The 21989-nt window shown below is 60.3% G+C and carries 15 protein-coding genes, 4 pseudogenes and 1 riboswitch; of the genes and pseudogenes, 9 read left to right on the plus strand and 10 right to left on the minus strand.

All coding sequences use genetic code 11. The annotated features are described in order from the left end of the window. Positions 1-142: 142 nt before the first annotated feature. Entirely contained in the window at positions 143-1654 is a 1512-nt protein-coding gene (locus IQ16_RS42910) for an ISNCY-like element ISBj12 family transposase (RefSeq protein ID WP_011084703.1), read from the minus strand. A gap of 140 nt (positions 1655-1794) precedes the next feature. Here IQ16_RS42910 and IQ16_RS42915 point away from each other — a divergent pair. Further along, a pseudogene (locus IQ16_RS42915) lies at positions 1795-2203 on the plus strand (IS21 family transposase); the annotation flags it as partial. Positions 2204-3957: 1754 nt separating this feature from the next. Here IQ16_RS42915 and IQ16_RS42930 read toward each other — a convergent pair. Further along, on the minus strand, positions 3958-4239 hold the full coding sequence (locus IQ16_RS42930) for a DUF3892 domain-containing protein (RefSeq protein ID WP_370057846.1): 282 nt from the start codon (positions 4237-4239) through the stop codon (positions 3958-3960). A 767-nt stretch (positions 4240-5006) separates the two neighbouring features. Here IQ16_RS42930 and IQ16_RS42940 point away from each other — a divergent pair. From IQ16_RS42940 to IQ16_RS42975, 3 genes and pseudogenes are all read left to right on the plus strand, one after another. Beyond that, positions 5007-5303, plus strand: a pseudogene (locus tag IQ16_RS42940) (integrase core domain-containing protein); the annotation flags it as partial. A gap of 3239 nt (positions 5304-8542) precedes the next feature. After that, positions 8543-8794, plus strand: coding sequence for a DUF7662 domain-containing protein (locus tag IQ16_RS42970; RefSeq protein ID WP_014490241.1), 252 nt, complete (start codon positions 8543-8545; stop codon positions 8792-8794). A 1293-nt stretch (positions 8795-10087) separates the two neighbouring features. Next, positions 10088-10681 (plus strand): outer membrane protein, encoded by a 594-nt coding sequence (locus tag IQ16_RS42975; RefSeq protein ID WP_011082835.1) that lies wholly within the window; start codon positions 10088-10090, stop codon positions 10679-10681. 744 nt (positions 10682-11425) lie between these two features. Here IQ16_RS42975 and IQ16_RS42985 read toward each other — a convergent pair. The 6 genes and pseudogenes from IQ16_RS42985 to IQ16_RS47770 form a co-directional block, all read right to left on the minus strand. Beyond that, a complete protein-coding gene (locus IQ16_RS42985; RefSeq protein ID WP_014490244.1) occupies positions 11426-11683 on the minus strand; it encodes a hypothetical protein in 258 nt (85 codons plus the stop codon). A gap of 287 nt (positions 11684-11970) precedes the next feature. Beyond that, positions 11971-13044, minus strand: a complete 1074-nt coding sequence (locus IQ16_RS42990) for a ribonucleotide-diphosphate reductase subunit beta (protein ID WP_014490245.1) — start codon at positions 13042-13044, stop codon at positions 11971-11973. Next, positions 13035-14978 (minus strand): ribonucleoside-diphosphate reductase subunit alpha, encoded by a 1944-nt coding sequence (locus IQ16_RS42995; protein ID WP_014490246.1) that lies wholly within the window; start codon positions 14976-14978, stop codon positions 13035-13037. The genes IQ16_RS42990 and IQ16_RS42995 overlap by 10 nt, the downstream gene beginning before the upstream one ends. A gap of 104 nt (positions 14979-15082) precedes the next feature. Beyond that, positions 15083-15253: riboswitch (cobalamin riboswitch) on the minus strand. Between the two features lie 125 nt (positions 15254-15378). Next, a pseudogene (locus tag IQ16_RS43000) lies at positions 15379-15525 on the minus strand (transposase); the annotation flags it as partial. A gap of 435 nt (positions 15526-15960) precedes the next feature. Next, positions 15961-16602, minus strand: a complete 642-nt coding sequence (locus tag IQ16_RS43005) for a GNAT family N-acetyltransferase (RefSeq protein ID WP_043900134.1) — start codon at positions 16600-16602, stop codon at positions 15961-15963. Between the two features lie 1268 nt (positions 16603-17870). Beyond that, positions 17871-18326, minus strand: coding sequence for an ATP-binding protein (locus IQ16_RS47770; protein ID WP_018647508.1), 456 nt, complete (start codon positions 18324-18326; stop codon positions 17871-17873). Here IQ16_RS47770 and IQ16_RS47100 point away from each other — a divergent pair. The 3 genes and pseudogenes from IQ16_RS47100 (at position 18243) to IQ16_RS43030 (ending at position 19814) form a co-directional block, all read left to right on the plus strand. Continuing rightward, positions 18243-18422, plus strand: a complete 180-nt coding sequence (locus IQ16_RS47100) for a recombinase family protein (RefSeq protein WP_277996271.1) — start codon at positions 18243-18245, stop codon at positions 18420-18422. The genes IQ16_RS47770 and IQ16_RS47100 overlap by 84 nt on opposite strands. A 365-nt stretch (positions 18423-18787) precedes the next feature. Further along, a pseudogene (locus IQ16_RS47105) lies at positions 18788-18946 on the plus strand (recombinase family protein); the annotation flags it as partial. Between the two features lie 334 nt (positions 18947-19280). Further along, complete coding sequence (locus IQ16_RS43030) at positions 19281-19814, plus strand: transposase (protein ID WP_011082845.1); 534 nt, start codon at positions 19281-19283, stop codon at positions 19812-19814. A 282-nt stretch (positions 19815-20096) separates the two neighbouring features. On the opposite strand, the gene IQ16_RS47115 is transcribed toward IQ16_RS43030, so the two are convergent. Beyond that, entirely contained in the window at positions 20097-20420 is a 324-nt protein-coding gene (locus tag IQ16_RS47115) for a hypothetical protein (protein WP_014490252.1), read from the minus strand. 98 nt (positions 20421-20518) lie between these two features. Between IQ16_RS47115 and IQ16_RS47120 the strand changes: the two genes are divergently transcribed. Then, positions 20519-20818 carry a hypothetical protein gene (locus IQ16_RS47120; protein ID WP_028144341.1) on the plus strand — a complete coding sequence of 100 codons (300 nt, stop codon included), beginning with the start codon at positions 20519-20521 and terminating at the stop codon, positions 20816-20818. A gap of 246 nt (positions 20819-21064) precedes the next feature. Here the strand turns inward: IQ16_RS47120 and IQ16_RS43050 are convergent, their stop codons facing one another. After that, positions 21065-21361, minus strand: a complete 297-nt coding sequence (locus IQ16_RS43050) for a hypothetical protein (RefSeq protein ID WP_125459292.1) — start codon at positions 21359-21361, stop codon at positions 21065-21067. A gap of 376 nt (positions 21362-21737) precedes the next feature. Between IQ16_RS43050 and IQ16_RS43055 the strand changes: the two genes are divergently transcribed. Next, positions 21738-21989, plus strand: a 252-nt coding sequence (locus IQ16_RS43055) for a transposase (protein ID WP_035695574.1), incomplete at its 3' end; no start/stop codon positions are given.

The raw sequence follows: 21989 nt of genomic DNA on the forward strand, positions 1-21989 counted from the left end.
CGTATTGCCTCACATATCGATGCTCCCGGGCGCGATCAGTTGCCTCATTTATTTTGCTCCTGGCCTGAGTTGAGGAGGAGGCCGGGTGCGGAGATGGCCGGGGTTTCGGAGCGCCCGGCCTCCTCCGCTGGCACCTCGCACGTCATTGGGGTGTTGTGACCTCATGCCCTGGCGGCATTTTTTCTGAAGCAAACAGCAGCGCATTCGCTTGCTCGCTGCGCCAGGATTTCAACCGACGTTGAAGGGTTCGAAGAAGCTTGTTCGGATAGTCTCCAGGATATTCCACCTGCAGGCGCGAGAGCAGTTCGCTGCCGGTCCGCCAAGGCTCGGCTTCAAACCATTTTCTCAAATCTGACGTTGCCCGGATAAGCGGATCGGGACGACGCCGGCCCCTTTTAGCCTTCACGATTGGCCGATCCGTCGGGCGCGTGGCGCCGTCCTTCCAGGCCGTTCGCAGGCTTGCCAGGAAGCGATCAATCGATTGTGATGCCGCAGCAGGATGGGCGGATGGTTGGATATCCGCGAGCGCCGCGAGGCGCTCCTGCACGTCGCGGATGTCGCGCAACAACGTGACCGGATCGAGAGCGGTATAGATTTCCTGGAGATGGTGGCGGACCGCATCAGGCGTGCGGGCGTCCGCTGACAGGCGCTGGTGGGGTGTTGCCGGCGCGCTGTATGTCTTACGTACACGAGCACCGTCGCGCTGCTTGGCTAACAGTTTGAACGAAGGTTGGAAGAAGTTTACGAACAGCCGCGCTGACCGATAGAGTTCCGCCAGTAGCTTGGCCGCCTCCAGGCCTTCGAACCTACGATAGCCGACCATCCTGCGCACGACGGCGCCGTTCTTTTGCTCGACGAACGCCTGGTCATTCTTCCGGTAGGGACGGCAACGCGTGAAGACAATGTTGGCCGCCTCGCAGTAGGCCTTCAACGTCTCATTCATGAACACGGTGTCATTGTCCGTGTCGAAGCCGAGCAGCGCAAAAGGCAATTGCTTGCGCAATTCCGTCAGCACCGTGCTCACCAGCGTCTGTTCGCGCACGATCAGAGGTGCGCACTCTGTCCAGCCGGTAGCAATGTCGGTGAGCACGAGGGTCTGGATGAAGCTGCCGCGCGCAGATGGACCGCTATGCGCTACAAGGTCGGCCTCGACGAATCCCGGCGCCGGATCATTCCAATCTGCCGAAGTCCGTATTGGAATACTGCGACGCAGGGAATGCCCCGCGTGCCGCCGGCGCTTGCGACCCAATTTTTCTCGAACCCGCACCAAGGCGCGGTCGATCGTCGCAGCGCTCATCGCCAAAAGTTTGGTGCGAATCTCAGGGGCAAGGTCGAGGTGCCCGTACCGTTCCATCGCCTCAATCAGCGCGGGCATTAATGCTTTCAGTCGCTTCCCGCAGATGCGGTCTGACGCCTCCCAAAGCAGCACGAGTGCGGTGTGTTCTGCTTCATTATATATCCGACGTCGCGCCCGTCGGCCCGGATGTACGCCTTCCTGGTTTCGAAGTAGACGCATCGCATGCTTCCGATGGAATCCGGTGATGTCGACGAACTCGTCCAATATCCGCGCCTTCTTCGCGCGATCCGACCGCCGATAGCGCACGCCTGCCGCCGCCGTCAGTTCCTTCCGCGTTGCCATGCTTAGCCACCCCATCTCCGCCCCTCGCTCGTTCCCGGTCCAGGGGAGCAATTTACGTGAGGCAACGGCTTAGGATCCGGTAACAATTAAGGCGAGGCAATGCGGAATCGAGGGCGATTGTCGCCCGCCATCGGTGAAGTCGGACAGACCCAGGCGCGCAGAAGAAGACGCCGAGGGGCCGGCGCCGGTCCGATCCGCTCGCGCAGTATTGGGAGGCCGAGATCGTTCCGATCCTGAAGGCTGCGCCCGGCATCCGCGTGATCGGCGTGCTGGACGAGTTGCGCCGACGGCATCATGACCTGAACCCGAACATCCGCCGCACGCTGGAGCGGCGCATCAACGCCTGGCGGGCGCTCAACGGCGGGCTTGCAGAACGCGCTGTGGGCGCTTGGCGGCGTGCCGCGGGAGCATCGCAGCGACAGCCTGTCGGCAGCGTTCCGCAATCTGGCCGCCGACGCACGGGAGGATCTGACGCAGCGCTACGCCGGGCTGATGGGCCACTATGGCATGGCGCCAACGCGCAACAATGCGGGCATCGCACATGAGAACGGCTCGATCGAGAGCGGGGAACGCGTCTTCACGCACCAGAGCATAGCTCAACGGCTTTGGGACCAATATAGATGGGCCTCCCGCACGCGCCGTCGCCCCTACACTCTCAAACAACACTAAGAACCTTCTAGGCCGAACGAATCCGTTGGTCGGGCGGGCGGGCGGGCGAGTCTATTTGGTCGAAGAGACGTGGGAGCCGGGAGTGTCTGAAATCGTGACGCCAATCGGCCGTAAGCGGGCAATAGATTGGCTGAGCGCCAATCCGACCCGCCGTCGTGATGCGGCTGCCACTGATCGTAAGCGGGCCGAACGCCTTTTTAATGCGGCCTGATCGATCTGCAAAAGACCGAGGCTGAAATACTGGCAGGCTGAGCGGCGTTAAGTCGCTCAGTCTGGCCTATCAATTTAGGTAGGCCACGCACGGCGGCTTTCTCGCTAAACCGCACTTCAGCTCCCAGCGGATTAAGGTTCATGGGAAAGCAGGGTGTGGGTTAGCCTTTATGATCCGAGGGGCTAACTTCACGGGGCAGTGCGGATGCCGCAGGGATAGCGCCTCTATCTAAGCCCCCCAGCCGATAAAGGCGCCGAGTCGCATCCGCGCGGCTCTTGAGCCGACGAGGAAATCATGGCACCAAAGGCTAAGCCTTTAAGGCATTTGCGCGCGCGGGACATTGCTGAAGCGGTCCATTTCGCGACGCGAGTATCCTATAAAAGGTGGCCGACGGGCGTGTGGTTTGAGCTAAGAGATCGGATGGTCAGAACAGCCGACGGGCAATTCTATCTTATCGAAGATCACCCCATTAAGCTTGACGGCCATGAAGTCGCACGGCCTTACAGTCTAGCGAGCGTCTTTGCGTGGCTGCATGATTGCCCACAACAGATTGAGCTTTGAACGGCCCAAGCGGGCCGCTTTTCGTTTGTAAATTTTCCGCGCGGATCTTTGTCAGCTTTTGGAAAGCTAGCCCGAATACTCAGCCATTGAGCTTAGCGGCGCGTGGCAGGGACAGTGCGTGCCCCGGTGTACGCGAGGGGGCTAGAGCGCCGAGTCACGTCACCGCTAATCTCAATTGCAGCGCGGGCGCGGTAGGGACAACGCCCGATTCTTATCCTGACCTGGCGCCGAGCCGTGCCCGCGTTGCTTCCGGTCGCTGAGACTGATCGCCCAAGCGTCTGGCGGCAACCAGTCCTGGTAGTTGCGCCACGGGCTTTCCCGGACGATACTTTCCGCCGTCAGCTTCAGTCGCTTGACGCTGGCCATGTTGAAGTTGGCGGGGCGTGGTAGGGACAGCGCCTCTAATTCCAGCTCGGGCGCGGAGTCACGTTGCCGCTAACTTCTACCATAGGTCCAAATGGACGGTGATCATCAGCGTGACAGACCTTCGCCCGCAGAGCTGAGACGTTCGGAGCGGATACTACGCGCCGATCAGATCGCACCTCGGGGCCTCACTAAGGCCAACGCAGCCGCCTATTGCGGGTGCTCCAAGGACGCGTTCAACACGTGGATTAAGAAGGGCTTGGTACCGGAGGCTATCCCCGGCACTCAGCGTTGGGATCGCAAGGCGATTGATTGGTATCTGGACCGGGCGTCCGGTCTGCCTACCGGGGAGACCGCATCGAGCGATCCGCTCCCAGCCTGGCTGACCTCAGAACGGAAGGCTGGCAGATAGGAGCGTACACGTCCAACCTTTTCAAGTGACTCTCGGGAGGCGCTCTATCAAAATTATACTACTGATCAGCCGGATCGCCAATGAACTTTATCCTTGCGACAATTAGGGGCACTCAGGGAGTGAAAGCAAATTGTCCGGTTGAATGCCGTCGGCCTTCGTCTTGATGTACTTGTGCCCGTTGTGGACGGCCACAATCACATCGGCCGTGCGCTTTTCCTCGACATAGAACTCCCATACACCGTTTTCGATTTCTTTGATCGTGTGATCGACGGATTGCTTCCACCTAGACCCGTCCGGGTTTACTCCGCCAACGTTTTTGATTCGCTCGTGAGGGTTCTGCCTGTCAGTCTTGTTGATGCATTGAATTCGTATGCGGCTGGTCACTCGGGTCTCTCCCATCTGCAAGAAAAAAGAGCCTCAGTGTGGACCTCGGCCGTGGGTTAGTGTGCCGACCAATCCCAGTAGGTTGCCTTGCATCCTTCTCGGCGCCGAGTCGCGCCCCCATTGCCAGGCGACCGTGACTGTGATGCGGCAACCAGTTCTGGTAGTTGTGCCACGGCTTTTTGCGGTGGATGTATCCTACCGACAGCCTTCTTCCCTCCCGAAGCTGGCGGTGGAGTTAGCGGCGCGCGTGGTAGGGACAGCGCTTCTTCTTCTCTCAGATTGAGCGCCGAGCCACGTGGCCGCTAACTCCCAACCATGGGGCCAAAGGATGCATATATTCGAGCGGCACATCACGGCCCTACGGTCGCAAGCGCTTGAGGTGCTTACAGCCAATCAGGCCCGGGCGGCCGATCAGTCTTTGAGCCTGGCAGATCGCCAAGTCGCGACATTTGATGCCGAGGAGGCTCGGGCAGTGTTAGGCATCCTCGACAGCGTGAAGCCCAATCTTAGGCCGAACGACGCGCGGCGGATCGCTGCACGCATACGCGCGCTTCTAGAGTGGGAGGGTTGAGTGCCGCACGACTCTCTCGGGGACAAAGGCGGTCAGCCCCGGTCTTCGGCGACGGTCTGGTCAACAAGGCCTACTTAAACTCGTGAACATCAGCGGCGAAGGAGTTCGACTAGGCAGCTCTCCGGCAATTCATGTCCTGTAGGGTAGCCAAAGTCATTTCGATGAAACGTCAGCTTTCTTGACCAGCACTTTAACGTACGTATCCATCAAGTACACCGAGCGCCTGGCTGAGGCTGGCGTCGAGCCGTCTGTCAGCAGCGTCGGAGATTCCTATGACAACGCTCTTGCCGAAACCATCAACGGTCTCTACAAGGCCGAGGTGATCCATCGGCGCGGGCCATGGCGCAGCTTCGAGGCCGTCGAGTTCGCCACTCTCGAATGGGTCGACTGGTTCAACAACCGGCGGCTCCTGGAGCCCATCGGAAACATCCCGCCGGCCGAAGCCGAGCAACGCTACTACGCCATGCTGGAACAACCAGCCAAGGCGGCATAACTTAAACCAAATGGCCTCCGGCAAACCCGGGGCCGTTGACTATGATTGCCGGAAAGAGCTTCAGCGAGCCTGCGAACAAACCCCTTCGCCTTTTCCTTGGGTATCGTCGTGACGACGGACATGCGCCCGTGCGACTCTTGCTTGCGGGTGCTCAACTTGGGCGCCGCTCGAGCAGGATAGCGCCGATGAGACGCAACCTTCGCTTGCAGCATCGAGTGCAGGCCGCTTAAACTCTAGCCCCTGAGGAGCCCGACGCTCCTTTCGCCAGCCGCCTAATCAGCCTCAAATCATTTGACAACGGACAACGGTTGCCCCGCTTGTGCGGTGCCATCAACCGGTCGGCCCTCTGCTGAGATGTTTCGTTGTCGTGCAGAACTTCGAGACTACAGACGCGAGCGATCGCCACGACGCGGCGCGAGATTCGCTGATGGTTCATGGATTTTGCTTTTAGCTCTGATGCCGGTAGCGGACTGGCTGCCGGGGTTCAGAAACCGTAATCGTGACCGGCCAATGTGCTTTTGGGGTGCCCTTGGACACGGGCGCACCGTCCCCGCCGAACGGGGCTGTTAGCACGCTGGCCCATTGATGGCCACTGATGCTGTCTTCGGTTTCTGAGACCCAAGCCTATGGTCGCACACAACCTAGACGGTTGCAATGTTAATATTCTACTCTAGGCGCGACGAAACCGCGCGCTTCCGTTGCAAGGCTCGACGCTGAAAGAACTTGGCCTTCCATTTGTAGATGCTGGCGTCGCTGACGCCGCCGATCTTGTTGACCTGCGACGAACGCCTTGTTCCCCACGCAGACCAAGGGCACGCCCGCTGCAGAACCTGGCACGGCAGCGCTCGACAGGGCCGGCCTCAGAAGCGCGGTCGGAAAGTGGATAAGTGTTCGGTGTGAGATTCCGCCCTGCTGATGCCACGCGCTTTGGTGTTGCGGGGCGGGCGTGGCGGGAAAGGTCGGCGCCGATCTCATGTGGTCAGCGATTAGCTGGCTGGTGGGGGTATGGGTCGTGGCCATATGTCCACTCGATTCTAAATTGGTGGTTTCCCTTTGAACGAGAACCTGAGCGACGTGCCCTGCCGCGGCGTCGACGGCGACGCGGTCGCCTCTTCCTCAGTGGCGTAGGGGCCGGAGTACTCAAAATTGAGCGCAACCTTCCACCGGCCTTTATGGCGCGACACGAAGTATTGAACGCCAGCCATAAAGCTTGCTCCGGCCTCGCCCCTGTGATCGACAGATGGCCTTACTCTGCAAATCTGCCGCGGTCGCCTCAACTACCGAATTTGGTGGGCTCGGAAGGAGCAGCGCCTTGTAGTGATAGGGCTGGACTGTTGCTGTGACCGGGGAGACCAACTGCCGGGCCTTGGTCGCTTCCCTTATTCACGAGCGATCGCGGCTGCAATCGGCGAGATCGAGTGTCGAGAGCGAGATGTCGCCTAGCTGCTAGCCAGTCTTTTCTCTCTCGTTAGAGTCAAAGGCTGGATTGATGACGGATTGGGAGACGATCCACTTTTCCATTATGACCGTGATCCCAAGCTCTTGTTCCGTCTCAGCCCTCGGGAAAACATGCGTTCGATCGTCAAACTCGTCAGGGTCCCTCACGGTAGCAGCACGATTTGAGCCGAACCGCGTTGCCGCGCCCTTTCTATTGCCCCCCTGCACGCCCTGGGGAACGTCATTGGGATCTCCGTTCTTAATTAATAGTCTTTGACTGCAATACTGGGCGATATGATCCGGAAGCGCCGATAGCGGCGCCCGCTTGGCTTCTTCCCGTACTCGCGCTCCCACGTCGAAGTGTCAATCCGCACATCCGTCATGTTCGCTGATCGCCTCAAAGATTACAACCTTGCCCTAGCGACCGTGCTTCAGAGCGTCAATTCCTTCGAGCTGGTCGGGGTTGGGCTCGTCCTTGATGTTCCAACGGATATCGCAAGCCGCCGAATCTTCTCCAATCGAACAAGCGCCTCTTGGAGTAACGAGGCTCGGAATTTGCAAGTCGTCGGCGCGGGGTGGCGCTGCTCAGCCGTCCTTCGGAAATCCCTCCGTTCAATGCAGAAACACCATAGCGGCGGCACGCCTGACAGCTCTTTATTTCCGTCAGCTACAAATTCTTGTAGTTGACCCGCGCGGTGTCCTCCGGGCTGAATCGCGATCAACCCCACAGGAGAGCAAAGCTATGTCTCCACTAGAAGCAATCACCCGTTGGCTGGACTCACAAGATTTGGGCATGCAACTTGAGATCGCCGGTTTCGCGACATTCTTGGTTTTCGGGGATGATGACACTTTCACGCTCGGCGACTCGGAGCAGCTCGAGTCTCTTTACCGATGGTTGAACGAGCCAAGCTTGGCATCGGGCATCGCCGCCGAACGTGCCCTGACCTTTCGAGTGTACTTCGCTTCCTTGGCCGAGGATAGATCGACGGGCGCCGGATGGAAGCGAACCGAAGTGTTGGTGCGGAGAATTCTGAAAGACGCTACGCGAGACGGGAGGTTTGCCGCTGCCCGCAAGGCGCAAAGGATGCTTGAGCTCTTGCCCGCCCGAAAAGAGAGCTGGAATCAGGTCGTGAGATCCTGGAATGAATTGGCCGCGACGTATCTAACACACGAGGCTCTCAGTAGTTGGAGCGCCGCCGAGAAGCTCCGAGGCCTGAGGGCGATTTCAAGCACCAGCGTTCCTGTTGCTGGGCTTGGGTCGCCTCATCGAGGCGCTGCTTAATTCTGGTAAAGCCGCAATTCCCCTGTGCTGCGGGGCGAGCGTCTGCATGCACCTGTCGGATCCATGGCGGCCACGCTAGCCGCTTAAAAGCATGACAGCGCATTGAAACTGACCGTCAGGGCCACCGGAGGATATCTCCACCCGACCGGCGGCCCACTTGCGATGCTGTAGCACAAGAGCCGAAACCGGCATCTCAATGGCAGGCACGGCTTCGCGCTTTTCTTCGAACATATGCCAATGCCAGCGGGCCTAACACATCGAGATGAACGAAAGTCTCCGGATAGGCTATATCGTTTCGGTAGCTTCATTGCTCGAGAGCCGCTCAGGCCGATGTTCAGGGCCGTAAAAGGTGGTACGTCCGCCTGCCTTCGGCGCAGACGTGGCTGCTGCTCGACATGATGTCGCGGCGGCGTCAGTGCCGCTGCGAACGAAAACCGACAAATATCGGACAAAATCCGCAATTGGTGACGAAAAGTCCGGATTGGCTATATAATATGAGATCGTTGGATGGGGGAGCCCGATGTCGATCTATAACCCTTTGAGAGACAAGCTGGTCGCAAACAGCTCTGCCTCGCTCAAGATGACCTTTGCCGACATCGAGATGCTTATCGGTCGCTCCCTCCCGAAATCAGCGTATGAATATGATGCGTGGTGGGCCAACGAAGACCCCGTCAAAACAAATCACAGTCACAGCCTTGCGTGGACAGTTCCGGGGTATCAAGCCGAACCAAATCGATTGCAGCGGACAGTAACATTTCGGCGCAGGGGGTAGCATTTTCCGCAAAAGCGAATGCCTTGAACCTGGTTCGCTAATTCGACAATCGAGGATGCGTCGTGAATGAAAATGATCACGCGACACGACTAAGCCCGTATCGACAAGACATGATATTTCTTATCGCAGTAGCCTCTCCCTCCGTTGGCAGCAAGCAAGGGGCGGCCGGGCGCCGATACGCGTGCCGAGCTCGATCTTGGCGTCCCTCATCTCCGCCAGCAGAGCCACGGGATCGAGCGTGCGATAGCTCTCGAAGGCGCCGTTCGTTTGACGCCTTTGCTCAGCTTCGGATGCGCGAGAGCGCACTCAGGGATCATCGCCGCTTCGAGTTTGGGACGGAGCGGATCGGCGACCTTGCCGAACTGCGCCGTTGCAGCTTCTGCATCGAACTCGGTGACGATGAAGGCGAAGACGACACGGCGCCCGGTCTTCCAGCAACCGGCTCACGTGGCTGTTGGAGATGGGTGCCGTAGTCGGCCGCTCCGAGCGCAGTCGTTCAATACCGAACTCGGCTGGGAGTTCTGTGAGAGCTCCTGGAATAGCCAGTTCTCGGGATGTCGCTCGGCCTGTTTCGCGGCTCAAATTTCATGTATCGAAGAGGGTACTGGCCGTGATCGAGAAGGCCAGCCGCAGCAAGAAATTCTGGACTCTTAACTCGATGCGGCGCCGAGCCTTATCGCCGGCCCCTACACACGCCTCCGTCTTACTGCGGATGCATCGTCCGCCCGGAACGAAATGGATTGAATGCGGCTCGTCCGTCGAAGCTTCGCCGTAAGCGGGAACACTTGCATCCAATGGCCGACGAACGGTCGATACGGGCGGAACGAGGACACGCGGAGCAGCTGCAATCAGGAAACTGACTCGCTGTCGATGCGCTGACTCTTGTCATGCTGATGTGCTCGAAGCCGCGCAGGACGGGTAACCGCGATTAGACATTTTCGGGTCAAGCCACTTAATCAACAGTCGGCGGACAGCATCCGCGACCGACCCGACATGCACTTTGCCCATCGACCGGCCGCTCAGGCGGCGCTTGCGACCCCGTCAACTACCAACCCTTGCAGTTGATGGAGGTGGCGGAAACGTGGCAATCGTCGTCAATATCCCGTCGGGGGCGTCGAATTCGAAACTGGGATTCAGAAGAATAAAAAAATTGCTAGCGGGCACGGTAGCCCTCAACACGCTGGCTGCTCCTGCCTCTGCCGTTGATCCGGCCGCGCGGCCTTACTTCAAAGCGCCTCCGGCGGTCATTCCGATCTATGATTGGAGCGGCTTCTACGTCGGCAGTGCTGGGACGTGGTCAACGCCGGCGGCGTGGTCGTCGCTCCGCCCGTTGGCATGGGGCGCCATCATGCGACGGGAGGCACGGTGGGCGGTCACATCGGCTACCGCTGGCAAATAGCGAACTCGGTGTTCGGTCTGGAGACGCAGGGCAATTGGGCCGATTTCAAGGGCTCCAACGCGAACCTTGCTTTCGCAGGCGTCCGGGATGACTCCACGCTTGATGCATTCGGCCTGTTCACGGGCCAAGTCGGCTATGCTTGGAATAACGTGCTGCTCTATGTAAGAGGTGGGGCTGCAGTCGTCCGTGACAAATACCGGGTCTCCGATTTTGCGACCGGGCTCACTATCGACAACGGCAGCGAAACTCGTTGGGGCGGCACGGTAGGGGCGGGCCTTGAATTTGGCTTTGCTCCGAACTGGTCCATCGGCGTTGAATACGACCACCTGTTCATGGGTCGTCGGGATGTGGATTTCTTTTTTTCACCCGGACTCGTGGGTGTTCCGGTGGGCACTTTTGCAGGGACTGCCCGTATCGGTCAGGACGTCGATATCGGCTTGGTCCGTGTGAACTACCGGTGGGGTGGCGTGATCGCCACGACCTATTGATCGATCTTCGCCAAAATGGCGCGGGTTCGCACCAATATCCTGAGCCGCATCGCGGCATAGAAACCTTGGCAACAGGGACTCGCATCAATAGCGCTATCGGCTTCTTGTCGGTACATCGGCTCGAGCTGGTTAGGCGTGGTTCAAAGGAATCTGGCTGATCTGGTTATGACGCAGCGCCACGGCGAGATCGCGGCGAACTCAAGCGTGCTGCCGTGGTCGAACGCCAGCCGCTTAGTGGCTGGCTGCGCCGATTTCCCGGCCCCGTGCCTCCACCTGCATCACCGTCGGCTTTCCGGCCGTCGGAGAATGATGAGGCAAAAAATAGTTTTGTCGACCGTCGTAGTTAACCCGGCCCTCGCTTAGGGAGACACAGGTCATCGATTACAATCGTTCCGGTCGGCCGCAGCACGCTCATCGCACAGGCAGCGCACTGAAATGCGAGCCGAGGTGCGAGCCGGGCGCACCTTCGTGCTACGACTTGGTCGACCAGGTCGAGGCCGCACTGGCCACCTCGGACGAAAGGCCGACGAGCGGTCGAAGCGGCGCTCGTGCGAGGGTGGGACATAACGTCGACGACGTGATGGCTTGCGTCATCGTCGCTGCCGATCTCTGCGCCCGATCAGCCTGCCGAACCCCCGCTGGCGCGGATCAATTGGGAGCGCCTCGGAGAGCGGATGCAAAATCTCGAGAGGTGGATCGGCAGCGCTGAAGCGGAACTCTTGTGTTAGGACAGAAACGCGGCTGTCATCCGAGCCGCATTGCCAGCGTCTGCTCGTAGTAGATCACCTCCGCGAAGCCACGGCCGAGGAAGACCGCCAGTGGGTCGGCGACGAAATCAAACGCGAAGGGGGATGAAGAACAAATCGGTTTGCCTGATCCGACCGGGCTGCAATGAAGATGACCCCCTTTGACAGGGTTGCCCCTCTTTACAACTTCCGATTGCGTGATAGTAATCCCCTCTAGCCCTAAGAGGGGGGCGGCCGTGGCGATCATCGAGAACATTCGTCTGCTCAAGGGCGTAGCCGTGTTGCGCTGATTGACTTCATGAAGGTGGTTGACGAGACCCACCTCACCGACCTGCGGAAATACTGTAAACCCTAGCCGCCATCAGCAATGGAGCGCATGTACCGGCTTAACCCAACAAACCATCTGTGTGTCCGGCTTTGTCGCGCTGCAATCAAGACGCCACGATGAGGAGGTCCGGTTCTATGCCTTTGTCATGCTGGCGGGTGACGGCGACGACTATCGGCGCCTGCCGCTGTCAATGCCGCTAGCATGAATAAAATGGGCTAGATACGGCCGAAAGTCGCCCACACCCCGTCTTCGCCGTCCCAGCTGCCGCGGCTCGCCGCCTTGGAGTACTCCGTGGCGCGCTGCTCGAAGAAATTGGCGTGCTCGACGCCATTGAGAATCTCGACGAGCCACGGCAGCGGATGCGCCTTGAGCTGGGTGAACCCGCCCTCCTTCGCCTCGAAGAAGCCGAAGACCGGGGCAATCCGGAGTTGGGCCAGTCGCCAGTCGGCGACGTAGCGGACGTAGGCGTGGATATGCTCAGGCAGCATCCCCTCGATCTTGCCAAGGCCGAAGGCGAGCTCGACGAAGTTCTCCTCCAGCTTCACCATGGTCTTGGCTACGTCGACAATGTCGTCGCGGACGGGGCGCGTCACCGCGCCGGTTTCGCGGTGCCATTCGTGAAATAGCTTGATGATGCCCTCGCAGTGGAGACTCTCGTCGCGCACTGACCAGCTTACGATCTGTCCCATGCCGTTCATTTTGTTGTGGCGTGGGAAGTTGAGCAGCATGGCGAAGCTGGCGAACAAGGCCATGCCTTCGGTGAAGGCGCCGAACATCGCCAGGGTACGGGCGACATCCGCCACGCTGTCGACGCCGAACTCGTGCATGTAGTCCGCCTTGGCGCGCATCTGCGCATAGCCGCGGAATGCCTCGAACTCGGTCTTAGGCATACCGAGCGTCTTGAGTAGCAGGGCATAGGCGTCGATATGAACCGTCTCCATGTTAGTGAAAGCGGCCATCATCATCTGGACGGTGAGTGGCTGGAAGATCGGAATGTACCGCTTGAAATAGTTGTCGCCGACCTCGATGTCCGACTGAGTGAAGAAACGGAAGATCTGGGTGAGCAGCGCGCGCTCGCTGTCGGTGACGCGGCCCGAAGCCCAGTCGTTGAGGTCGGCGCCGAGCGGCACCTCCTCGCCCATCCAGTGGGTCTGCTGCTGGCGCTTCCAGAACTCGTAAGCCCAGGCATAGCGATCGACGTCGTAGCTGCCGGTCGAGTCAAGGAGGCCGACGCGTCCCTTGCCGATCAACGTGCGCGGATCGGCGCGCGATAGATCGATCACTGACATGCGAGGCACTCCTCATAGTCGGTGCGCTGCCGCGCCGGCTGCTGCGTCGGCGTTGCATCCCCGGCAATCTTGCCGGCGAACGCCGCGCGCGAGATCGACTTTGATCGACAGTAGTAGAGGCTCTTCACCCCACGCTTCCACGCCGTCCAGTGCAGCATGTGGAGGTCCCACTTATCGACGTCGGCCGGCAGATAGAGGTTGATCGACTGGCTCTGGCAAATCAACGCGGCGCGGTCGGCGGCAAGCTCGACGATCCAGCGCTGGTCGATCTCGAAGGCGGTGCGAAAGATCGCTTTCTCGTGCTCCGACAGGACGTCGAGATGGGCGACCGATCCGTCGTGCGCGATGATCGACTCCCAGGTCGCCGAGGTGTCGGCGCCTTTCGCGGCCAGCACCTTAGCGAGGTGCGGATTGCGCACCGAGATGGCGCCGGATAGCGTCTTGTGGGTGTAGATGTTGGCCGGGATCGGCTCAGTGCAGGCGCTGGTGCCCCCGCAGATGATGCTGATCGAGGCGGTCGGCGCGATTGCGATCTTGTGGCTGAAGCGCGCCATCACGCCGCGTTCCAGGGCATCCGGGCACGGGCCACGCTCGCGAGCGAGCGCCACGGATGCGGCGTCGGCTTCGCGACGGAGTTTTCGGAACATGTTCAGATTGAATGACTTGGCCAAGGTACCCTCCATTGGAATGCCCTTGGCCTGGAGAAACGAGTGGAAGCCCATGACGCCGAGGCCAACGGAGCGCTCGCGCAGGGCGGCGTAGCGGGCACGCTTCATTCCGTCCGGCGCCACCGTGATGAAGTGCGTGAGCACGTTGTCTAGGAAGCGCATGACGTCCTCTATGAAGCCGGGCTCCTCATTCCACTGGTCCCAGGTCTCGAGGTTGAGCGACGACAGGCAGCAAACCGCGGTGCGCTCCTCGCCGCGATGATCGATGCCGGTCGACAGGGTAATCTCGCTGCACAGGTTGGAGGTCGAGACCTCGAGGCCGAGCTCGCGCTGGTGCTTGGGGAGCGCACGGTTCACGGTGTCGATGAACAAGAGATAAGGCTCGCCGGTCTGCAGCCGGTTCTCAAGGATGCGTTGCCACAGCTGGCGGGCGTCGATCTCGCGGACGACCTCGTTAGTCTTCGGGCTGCGCAGAGCGAATGCGGTGCCGGCGCCCACGGCACACATGAACTCGTCGGTGACGTTGATGCCGTGATGTAGGTTGAGGCTCTTGCGGTTGAAGTCACCAGACGCCTTGCGGATCTCGAGGAACTCCTCGATCTCGGGATGGTGGATATCGAGATAGACCGCCGCCGAGCCGCGCCGCAACGAGCCCTGGCTGATCGCCAGCGTGAGGCCGTCCGTGACGTGGATGAACGGGATGATGCCCGAGGTGACGCCGCCCCTCGCCTTCTCGCCGATTGAGCGAACATTACCCCAGTAGGTGCCGATGCCGCCGCCATTGGAAGCAAGCCAGACGTTCTCGTTCCAGGTGCCGACGATGCCTTCGAGCGAGTCCGACACTGAGTTAAGGAAGCACGAGATCGGAAGGCCGCGCGTCGTGCCGCCGTTGGAGAGCACCGGTGTGGCCGGCATGAACCACAGCCGAGACATCGCATCATATAGACGTTGGGCATGCGCAACATTGTCCGCGAAGGCGCAAGACACTCGGGCGAACATGTCCTGGAGGCCTTCGCCGGCGAGCAGATAGCGGTCGGTCAGCGTCAGCCTACCAAACGAGGTCAGCAGGTCGTCGCGCGACCGATCGAGCGAAAGGTCAGACGGAGTTGGCGATCGCGCGGGGGGCCTCGGCAGGGGAGCCGGCAATGCTGGGGGCTGCACAAGACACAGTTCAGGTGTGGTAGGCTTTGCCTGCGCTGAGGGCTGCCGCACACTCGGCAGCTCAATGAGATGACCATACTGATCGAAATCGTAAGACGCCGACATCGGCAACCCCGTGATATTTGGGGGCTGGGACCGTGCGGACGACTTGCGAGGGGACCGGGCAAATGTCCCCGGCTGCAAGCGACCCACCGGGCACCCCGCCCGAGGACATGGGTTCTGTCGCGGTAGGTTTCCTGGCTCGCGGGTCGCTGCGGCTGTCGGCCTTCCCAGCGCTGTCGCGCTAATGCCTCGGAATAGCCGCTGCCGACACAATGGGTTCCCCCCTAACACCGTGCCACCATATATGCGAATTTAAAACCACTACGACACCACATATAGAAGCCTTTGCCCAGACTCGTCAAGACGGCACAGTCAAGTTAACCAGTTGGAGCAGCCCCGAGGTCGAGGTTCGAAATTCGCCGAGCGCCTGTCCTGAGAGCCTCACTCAAAAAACATAGATGTCTCAAGGCCTGGCCAATCGGCGAGTTAGGAGCCTCAGATGGGCGACGAGCGGCCAGGCGAGCTCGGTAGCGGCGGAACCTTCGAAGTCTTTGCAGAGATGCCCACATCTGCCGAGCCACGCAAAGGTGCGCTCGACGACCCAGCGCCTGCGATCGGCCAAGATGTGCTCAAACCTTTGGAAGTGGCGTCGCAAATTCTCCAACAGGGGAACAGCAACCCTGGACATCCTGAATGTTGGCATCGATCGGTTCGCGGTCCGCGAATTGAGTTGGGCCGGATCGGGTTTCGGTAGCCATACGCGTCTCGCCATTCATCGCTTTCTGTGGCCTTAGATCAAAAATTGTCTGGAGCCCGACCGCAAATCGATGCAGCCGCCCGTGGCAATATCCCAGCTTAGTGGATTTGACCCCGCCAGCTCTCACATCAGACGTGCCAACTTTGCCGAAGAGACGATTGGTATGCTTTTCGCAGGCCCGGCGAGCCGCCTCACGTGCTCAGTTGTCTGGCCGCGAACATAAGCCGTCCTGACCGAACGCGGTCATGTCAGGTTATTGGCAATCAATCCTAACGGGATGAGGCGGAGCTATGCTTGAGTCTGGGTGACGAGCCGATCCGGCGGCGCGGCCTTGCTGGGTCGGAATGAAGCCGTTCGCAACATTGGCGTGAGCGGCGGCGAAGAACCGTGTTGTATCTCACCAACGACCTTGAAGCCGTGACGTTGGTAAAAGGGAATGTTTTCAGGGTTCGAACTTTCGAGGTAGGCAACAATGCCGTCCTCATCGCATCGTTGAAGGGCGTAGTTCATCAGCAACGTGCCAAGCCCTTTTCCGACCCAGTTCGGATCGACGGCAATGAGTGGCAGATACCAATGTGGCTCGTGGGGACGATGTTCGGCCATTCTCCGCCGCAAGTGTGCCATATCCTCGGTAATCTCCGGGCGCAGGGATAGCGCCATGATTGCATCCAATGCCTCCTCATCTTGCTGCACGTTGGGAGGCAGCCACAGGGCCGCGCCACGAATCTCTCCCGCGACGTAGGCTGTGCCATGTGCAAATGCTCGGCCCCCACAGGCGTCAATGAACTGAGGCATGCTTCTAAGGTATTGCCTTGGGTCAGGCCAGCTCCAACGCATCAACGGATCCGCGGCAAAGCCGAGCACAATTGTCCAGACAGTGCTTGCACGAATGTTTGCGTTCGCAGATCTGATATCTGATTCTTCTGTCATGAAGTCGTTTCGGGGCTCTGTTTTGGCATTGGCCTTCCAAGGAGGAGCATGGCATCGACACATCTGACGGTGAGCGGAATGGATGCACCGACGGGGACTCGCCGGGTGCATTTGGTTTCCCTTCCGAGATCTCCGCCTGTCTCAGACGGCTGACTTTGACGGCCACTTCGGACGAAGGCTCCTTGGTAGGCAATGCTTGGATCTACATATTCCTGGCGGGCTTCTGCGCTTCCACGCCCTATCTGGAACCCGCCCCGCCCTTCCCAAGGAAGCTCCGACGTTCTCAAGGTCGACACGGTTCGGCAGCCTGCAACCGTCCGCGAAGGGAATGACATGAGGACGCCTTTGATATTGCAAGTGCGAAGAAGTCAGGGCATGGCGAACATCGGGCGATGGCTGCCTGAACCGGGCTCCGGCACGAGCAAACAGCCAGCCAAGTGTCGCGCGTCGAGGTCCAGACTAGGCAAGGAATCATCACCTCGTCTCGTATTGAGCGGTTCTCGTAAGTTTCTTGGTCAAAACACATGCTAAGTGCGAAACCTCCATTGCCAACGTCGTGTCCGCGGTCACCGGCAGAGAGAGCTTTCGTCTGCGAGACTCATATGCGTAGTACAGCGGCTTTCCAATTATCGCATGTTGTCCGCGCTCCTTGATGTTCTTGTCTCGGCGCATCATCGCCGCGATTCGCGATTGTCGGATCAAGGCAACGGGACTGGATACCACGACGCTGCCGCCGTCGACCTACTGAACAACGCAACTTGGGATCGCGCGAGAGCTTTCGTGCATTGATTGATCGTCAGGCGTGTCGATCGCTCGCACAACGGCGTTAGCTCTATCGAGCGAAAACGTTGCTGTCGTGCCCTCGTCGTACTTGACGCCCAGGTCAGTTGTATCCGCCGCGATCCTTGCCATAGTGGGAAAGACAGCAGGCTGACGTAGTTGCGTGAGTAACTCTCGTAAAAGAGGTTTTTGGCCACAAGCGTTGATGGCTTCGTAGGACTTGTTCCAACTCACTCCCTGATCGGAACGGTTTGGAAGATTTCTTGGCGCTGGTATGCTTGCCACACCAGGTCCGAGATCCACGTGGTGAGTCATGTTGTTTCGTTCTGTCTTGGAAAACTGTAGTCGTCGGGGCAGCATATCAGAAGGCAATGTAGCGAAGACCTCCCCAGAATAGGTAGGGATCTATCCGCCCTTGATGCTGAGTTGGCCCGGGTTCAACCTTGAGCATAGTCTGTCGAACGCCATCCGGAACTGCCCCCTTTTCGTCATGAAGAACTGCCCCCACCATCGGACGTTTGATGGTCGCTTCCGCCGGTGACGGGACGGAGGGAGGCGGAGCCGACCGGACGGCCGTCACCGGCGGTCGGCGGTTTGATGAAGCCACTCTTGGCGCGGAGTCGGTAGCTGTCGCCGCGGATCGTCAGCACGTGGCGGTGGTGCAGGAGCCGGTCGAGGATCGCGGCAAGAAGACGCGCCTCCAGTAGACGATCCACCGGAAGCGGCGGATCTGCTTTGAGGCCGTCGTCTACGTTCGCCAGTCGACGGCAGACCAGGTCATCAACAACCGCGAGAGCGAGCGCCGCTAGTACGGCTTGGCCGACCTTGCCCGGCAGCTGGGCTGGAGCGAGGTGGCCGCAATCGACGACGAACTCGGTCGCTCTGGTGGCGGCACCGCGCGTCCCGGTTTCGAGAAGCTGCTCGCCGCCATTTGCGAAGGGCAAGTTGGCGCTGTGGTCTCGAGTGAGGCCTCTCGGCTGGCGCGCAACGGCAGGATTGGCATACGCTCCTGGAGTTCTACGGGCTCGTTGGAACACTGATCGTCGATGAGGATGGCGTCGACGATCCTCGCCATCCCAACGATCGCCTTCTGCTGGCATGAAAGGCACGATGAGCGAGATGGAGCTGTCTATCGTTCGGCAACGCTCGCTTGAAGCCTTGGAGCAGAAGGCACGCAGGGGTGAGCTCTTCCTCAACGTCGCCATCGGCTATCTCAAGGTCTCCAACGATCGGATCGACAAGGACCCTGATCGGCGCATTCAGGAGGCGCTCGCACTCGTGTTCACCAAGTTTGCCGAGATGCAGACACCGCGCCAGGTCCACCTCTGCTTACGGCAGGAGCGAATCACTTTGCCCGGGGGGCGGCCATGGCCCCGAGGGCCGCCACGTCGAATGGAAGTTACCAGTGTACAATACGATCTACCACATCCTGACCAATCCCGCCTATGCTGGCGCCTATGTCTTCGGGCGCTCGGGCAGTCGGGTGACGATCGAGGCCGGCCGCAAGAGGATCGTGCGGGGCTTCCGGCGCGAGCGCAACGACTGGGAGGTTTTGATCAAGGACCACCATGAGGGCTACATTACGTGGGCGGAGTTCGAGAAGAATCAGGGCCTGATCACCGACAACGCCAACGGAAAACGCTTCATGAGTCGAGGCTCGGTTCGCAGCGGCGAAGGCCGGCTCGCGGGTTCTTCGTTGCGGCCACTGCGGCCGCAAACTTCACGTTACCTACAGCGGTACGCACAGTACTGTCGGGCGGTATCATTGCCGCGGTAGCCAGATCAACCATGGTGGAGACCCGTGCATCTCATTAGGCGGTCTGCGCGCGGATCGCGCGATCAGCGCGGAGGTCATCGCGCGGCTGCAGCCGCTGGGTATACAGGCAGCGCTGGCGGCCATGGAAGCGCGCGGCTGTGAACACGCCGACAAGCTGCGTCAGCTCGAGTTGACTCTGGAGCAGGCACGCTACGAGGCAACTCGCGCTCCTCGGCGATACGAGGCTGTCGATTCGGACAATCGCCTTGTTGCCGGCGAGCTGGAGCGGCGCTGGAACGAACGCCTGGTCGCTGTCCGCGAGCTTGAGGGCAAGCGCGACACGTTGTTGGCTACGCCGGAGATGACGTTGAGCGACATCGATCGCGATCGGTTACTTGCGCTTGATTCCGAACTCAAGAGAGCTTGGGAAAGTCCGGGTGCAACAGCTGCGACGCGCAACAGGATCATCCGAAGCTTCATCAATGAGATCGTTGTGCGCATGCGCGACGAGGTGCTGGACTTGATTGTCCACTGGCATGGCGGCGATCACACGGCATTGCAGGTGAGGAGGAACCGCACCGGCGAGCACCGCGGCGGATGTGGTCGATCTCGTTCGTGTCCTCGCGCGTCAGATGCCCGACAGCATCATCGCCGCGGTTCTCAACCGCGCCAGTAGGTCGACAGGGCGTGGCAACAGTTGGGCCCGCGTCCGCGTCCGCGTTCGCAGTCTGCGCAACCAACACGCCATCGCGGCCTACCGAGAGGACGAGCGCGCCCAGCTGCGTTGAAAGTCAGTCCTTCGACGGCTCGCCGTCTGATCGAAGAACAGAGCTTGCCTGCGCAGCAGCTGTGCAAAGGCGCACCGTGGATGGTCAAAGCGGTTGATCTGGAACATCCCCAAGTCAAGGGCGCGGCGGTTCCGGCGGCCATCGTCTGGCGATCCGGGTCAAAAAGAAACTCAACTCCAAGGGGGTAGCGAGGTGGGCAGCATGAACCTGACTCGAGCGCGCGAGCAGCAGCACGTTCTCGCCGTTGGCGATCCAACGTGACGGCGGCCAGGTCGCGGATCTGCTTCGGTCGATCGACGGCTGCGTCTATGATCCTTGCGCACGACCTCGCGCTCGCACAGTAGGATCAGCGTCTCACGCGCCGACAGGTTCACGCGCGCCGTCTCGTCGGGCAGGTTGTCGAGCTGGTCGCGGATGCCGGAGAGCTGCGAGCGCGCCAGCATGGCCCCCAGCCAATCGATTGGTGCTTCGGTGACCTTCTTTGTACGCACCATCAGAAGCTCCCTCCGATCGTAGCTTCGTATTCGGCAAGAGGACGTAACAACGAGGGCAGTGGTGAAGGCGCCGGCACTGTCGGTGTCGCGGTTGCTGGTTGGCAGACCGCGCCATCGCGACAGGCAACCCCGTCGAGGTGGGCGAACTCGACGATCCGCAGCCGGCGATCCTCCGATTGCCTGTGACCGCAACCTCGCGCATGCCATGGTGGATGCGCACCTCGCCAGCCGCGACCGTCACCGCCACGCGCTCGCTGATCAGCCGCCAGGGTACCGTAGTTGTTCGTATCGATCTCGACAGCACAATCGTTGCCGACGACGCGGGCCAGTTCGCGCGGCGATCCGAGCGACGCCGAGCGGCTTCGACCGGTGTACCTCGTCACACGCAAAGCGAGTGATCGGCGCCACGCCCGTCGTGCCGTGGATACGTACGTTCGCCACCCCGCCCTCCCACTCGGCGAGATGCGTCTCGAATGCCTCCCAGCTCGCGAAGGAATGCCCCGCGATCACGCTCTTCTTCACGTAGCGGACGCCATTCTCCGTCTTGCCCTTTGTGCGCGCCCGATACGGTGCGCAGGCGCGAGGACGGAAGCCCCAATGCTTCGCGAACGTGATGAGCTTGTCGTCAAACTGAACCGACCGGCTCACCTGTCGTGGCGCACCACGAGCGCGCGTGGATTGTCCTTCAGCACTTCCTCCGGCAAGGTCGTGAATGCGCTCTCGAGCCCAGCGAACCAGTGCTCTTGCTTTTCGGCGCGGGTCGCCACGAACACAAATGCTTTGACCTTCGCCCCGCCGATATCGACCAGACGCTCGCCGAAGTCGATCTGTAGCTGCCGCCCCGGGGGCGTCTCGAACCGGGTCGTCGCCAGAGCTTCGGCCTTCAGTGCCTGGCGGTAGGGCTGCACGGCGCGTCGCAGCGTTCGCCGGCTGACCGCCAAGCCGTTTTCGGCCAACAGGTCGTGACGGACCGCATCCGCATTGCCGCGATGTCGAATGAACCTCTCGCGCAGCCAGCCTTCAAGGCCATGACCCGCTTCGCCCGCTCAGGCGACTTGAAGGCTTCACCCACCCGCGCCACGTAGTCCTTCACCGTCTGCAGCCCAGCTGGCGCGCAATCCGCTTCAGACCTCACCCACACACCCTCAGGTGCAACATCTCCGTCACGTCATCCGGCGTATTCATCACCTGCCCCTGTGAATTACTCCACGACAAGCCTTTGATTCGTTAGAGCTGGCCCCGCAAATTCGGACAGTAGCTTGAGTGGATTTTCTGCCTGACAGCGGCGAGGATTCTTGCTGCGAATCAGGAGCGAAGATGACGAAGAAGAGCCGCCGGACGCATTCTCCGGCATTCAAGGCGAAGGTTGCTTTGGCTGCGGTCAAAGGAGACAAGACACTGGCGGAGCTGGCGCAACTGTTTGATGTTCATCCGAACCAGATCACGATCTGGAAAAACCAGCTCCTGGAAGGCGCCGCCGGCGTGTTTGGGCATGACAAGACATCGGCCGAGACGCCGGTCGATTTGAAGGCGTTGCATGCCAAGATCGGCGAGCTGGCGTTGGAAAAC

It is taken from the genome of Bradyrhizobium huanghuaihaiense, from assembly GCF_007830635.1.
Taxonomy (GTDB): Bacteria; Pseudomonadota; Alphaproteobacteria; order Rhizobiales; family Xanthobacteraceae; genus Bradyrhizobium; species Bradyrhizobium huanghuaihaiense.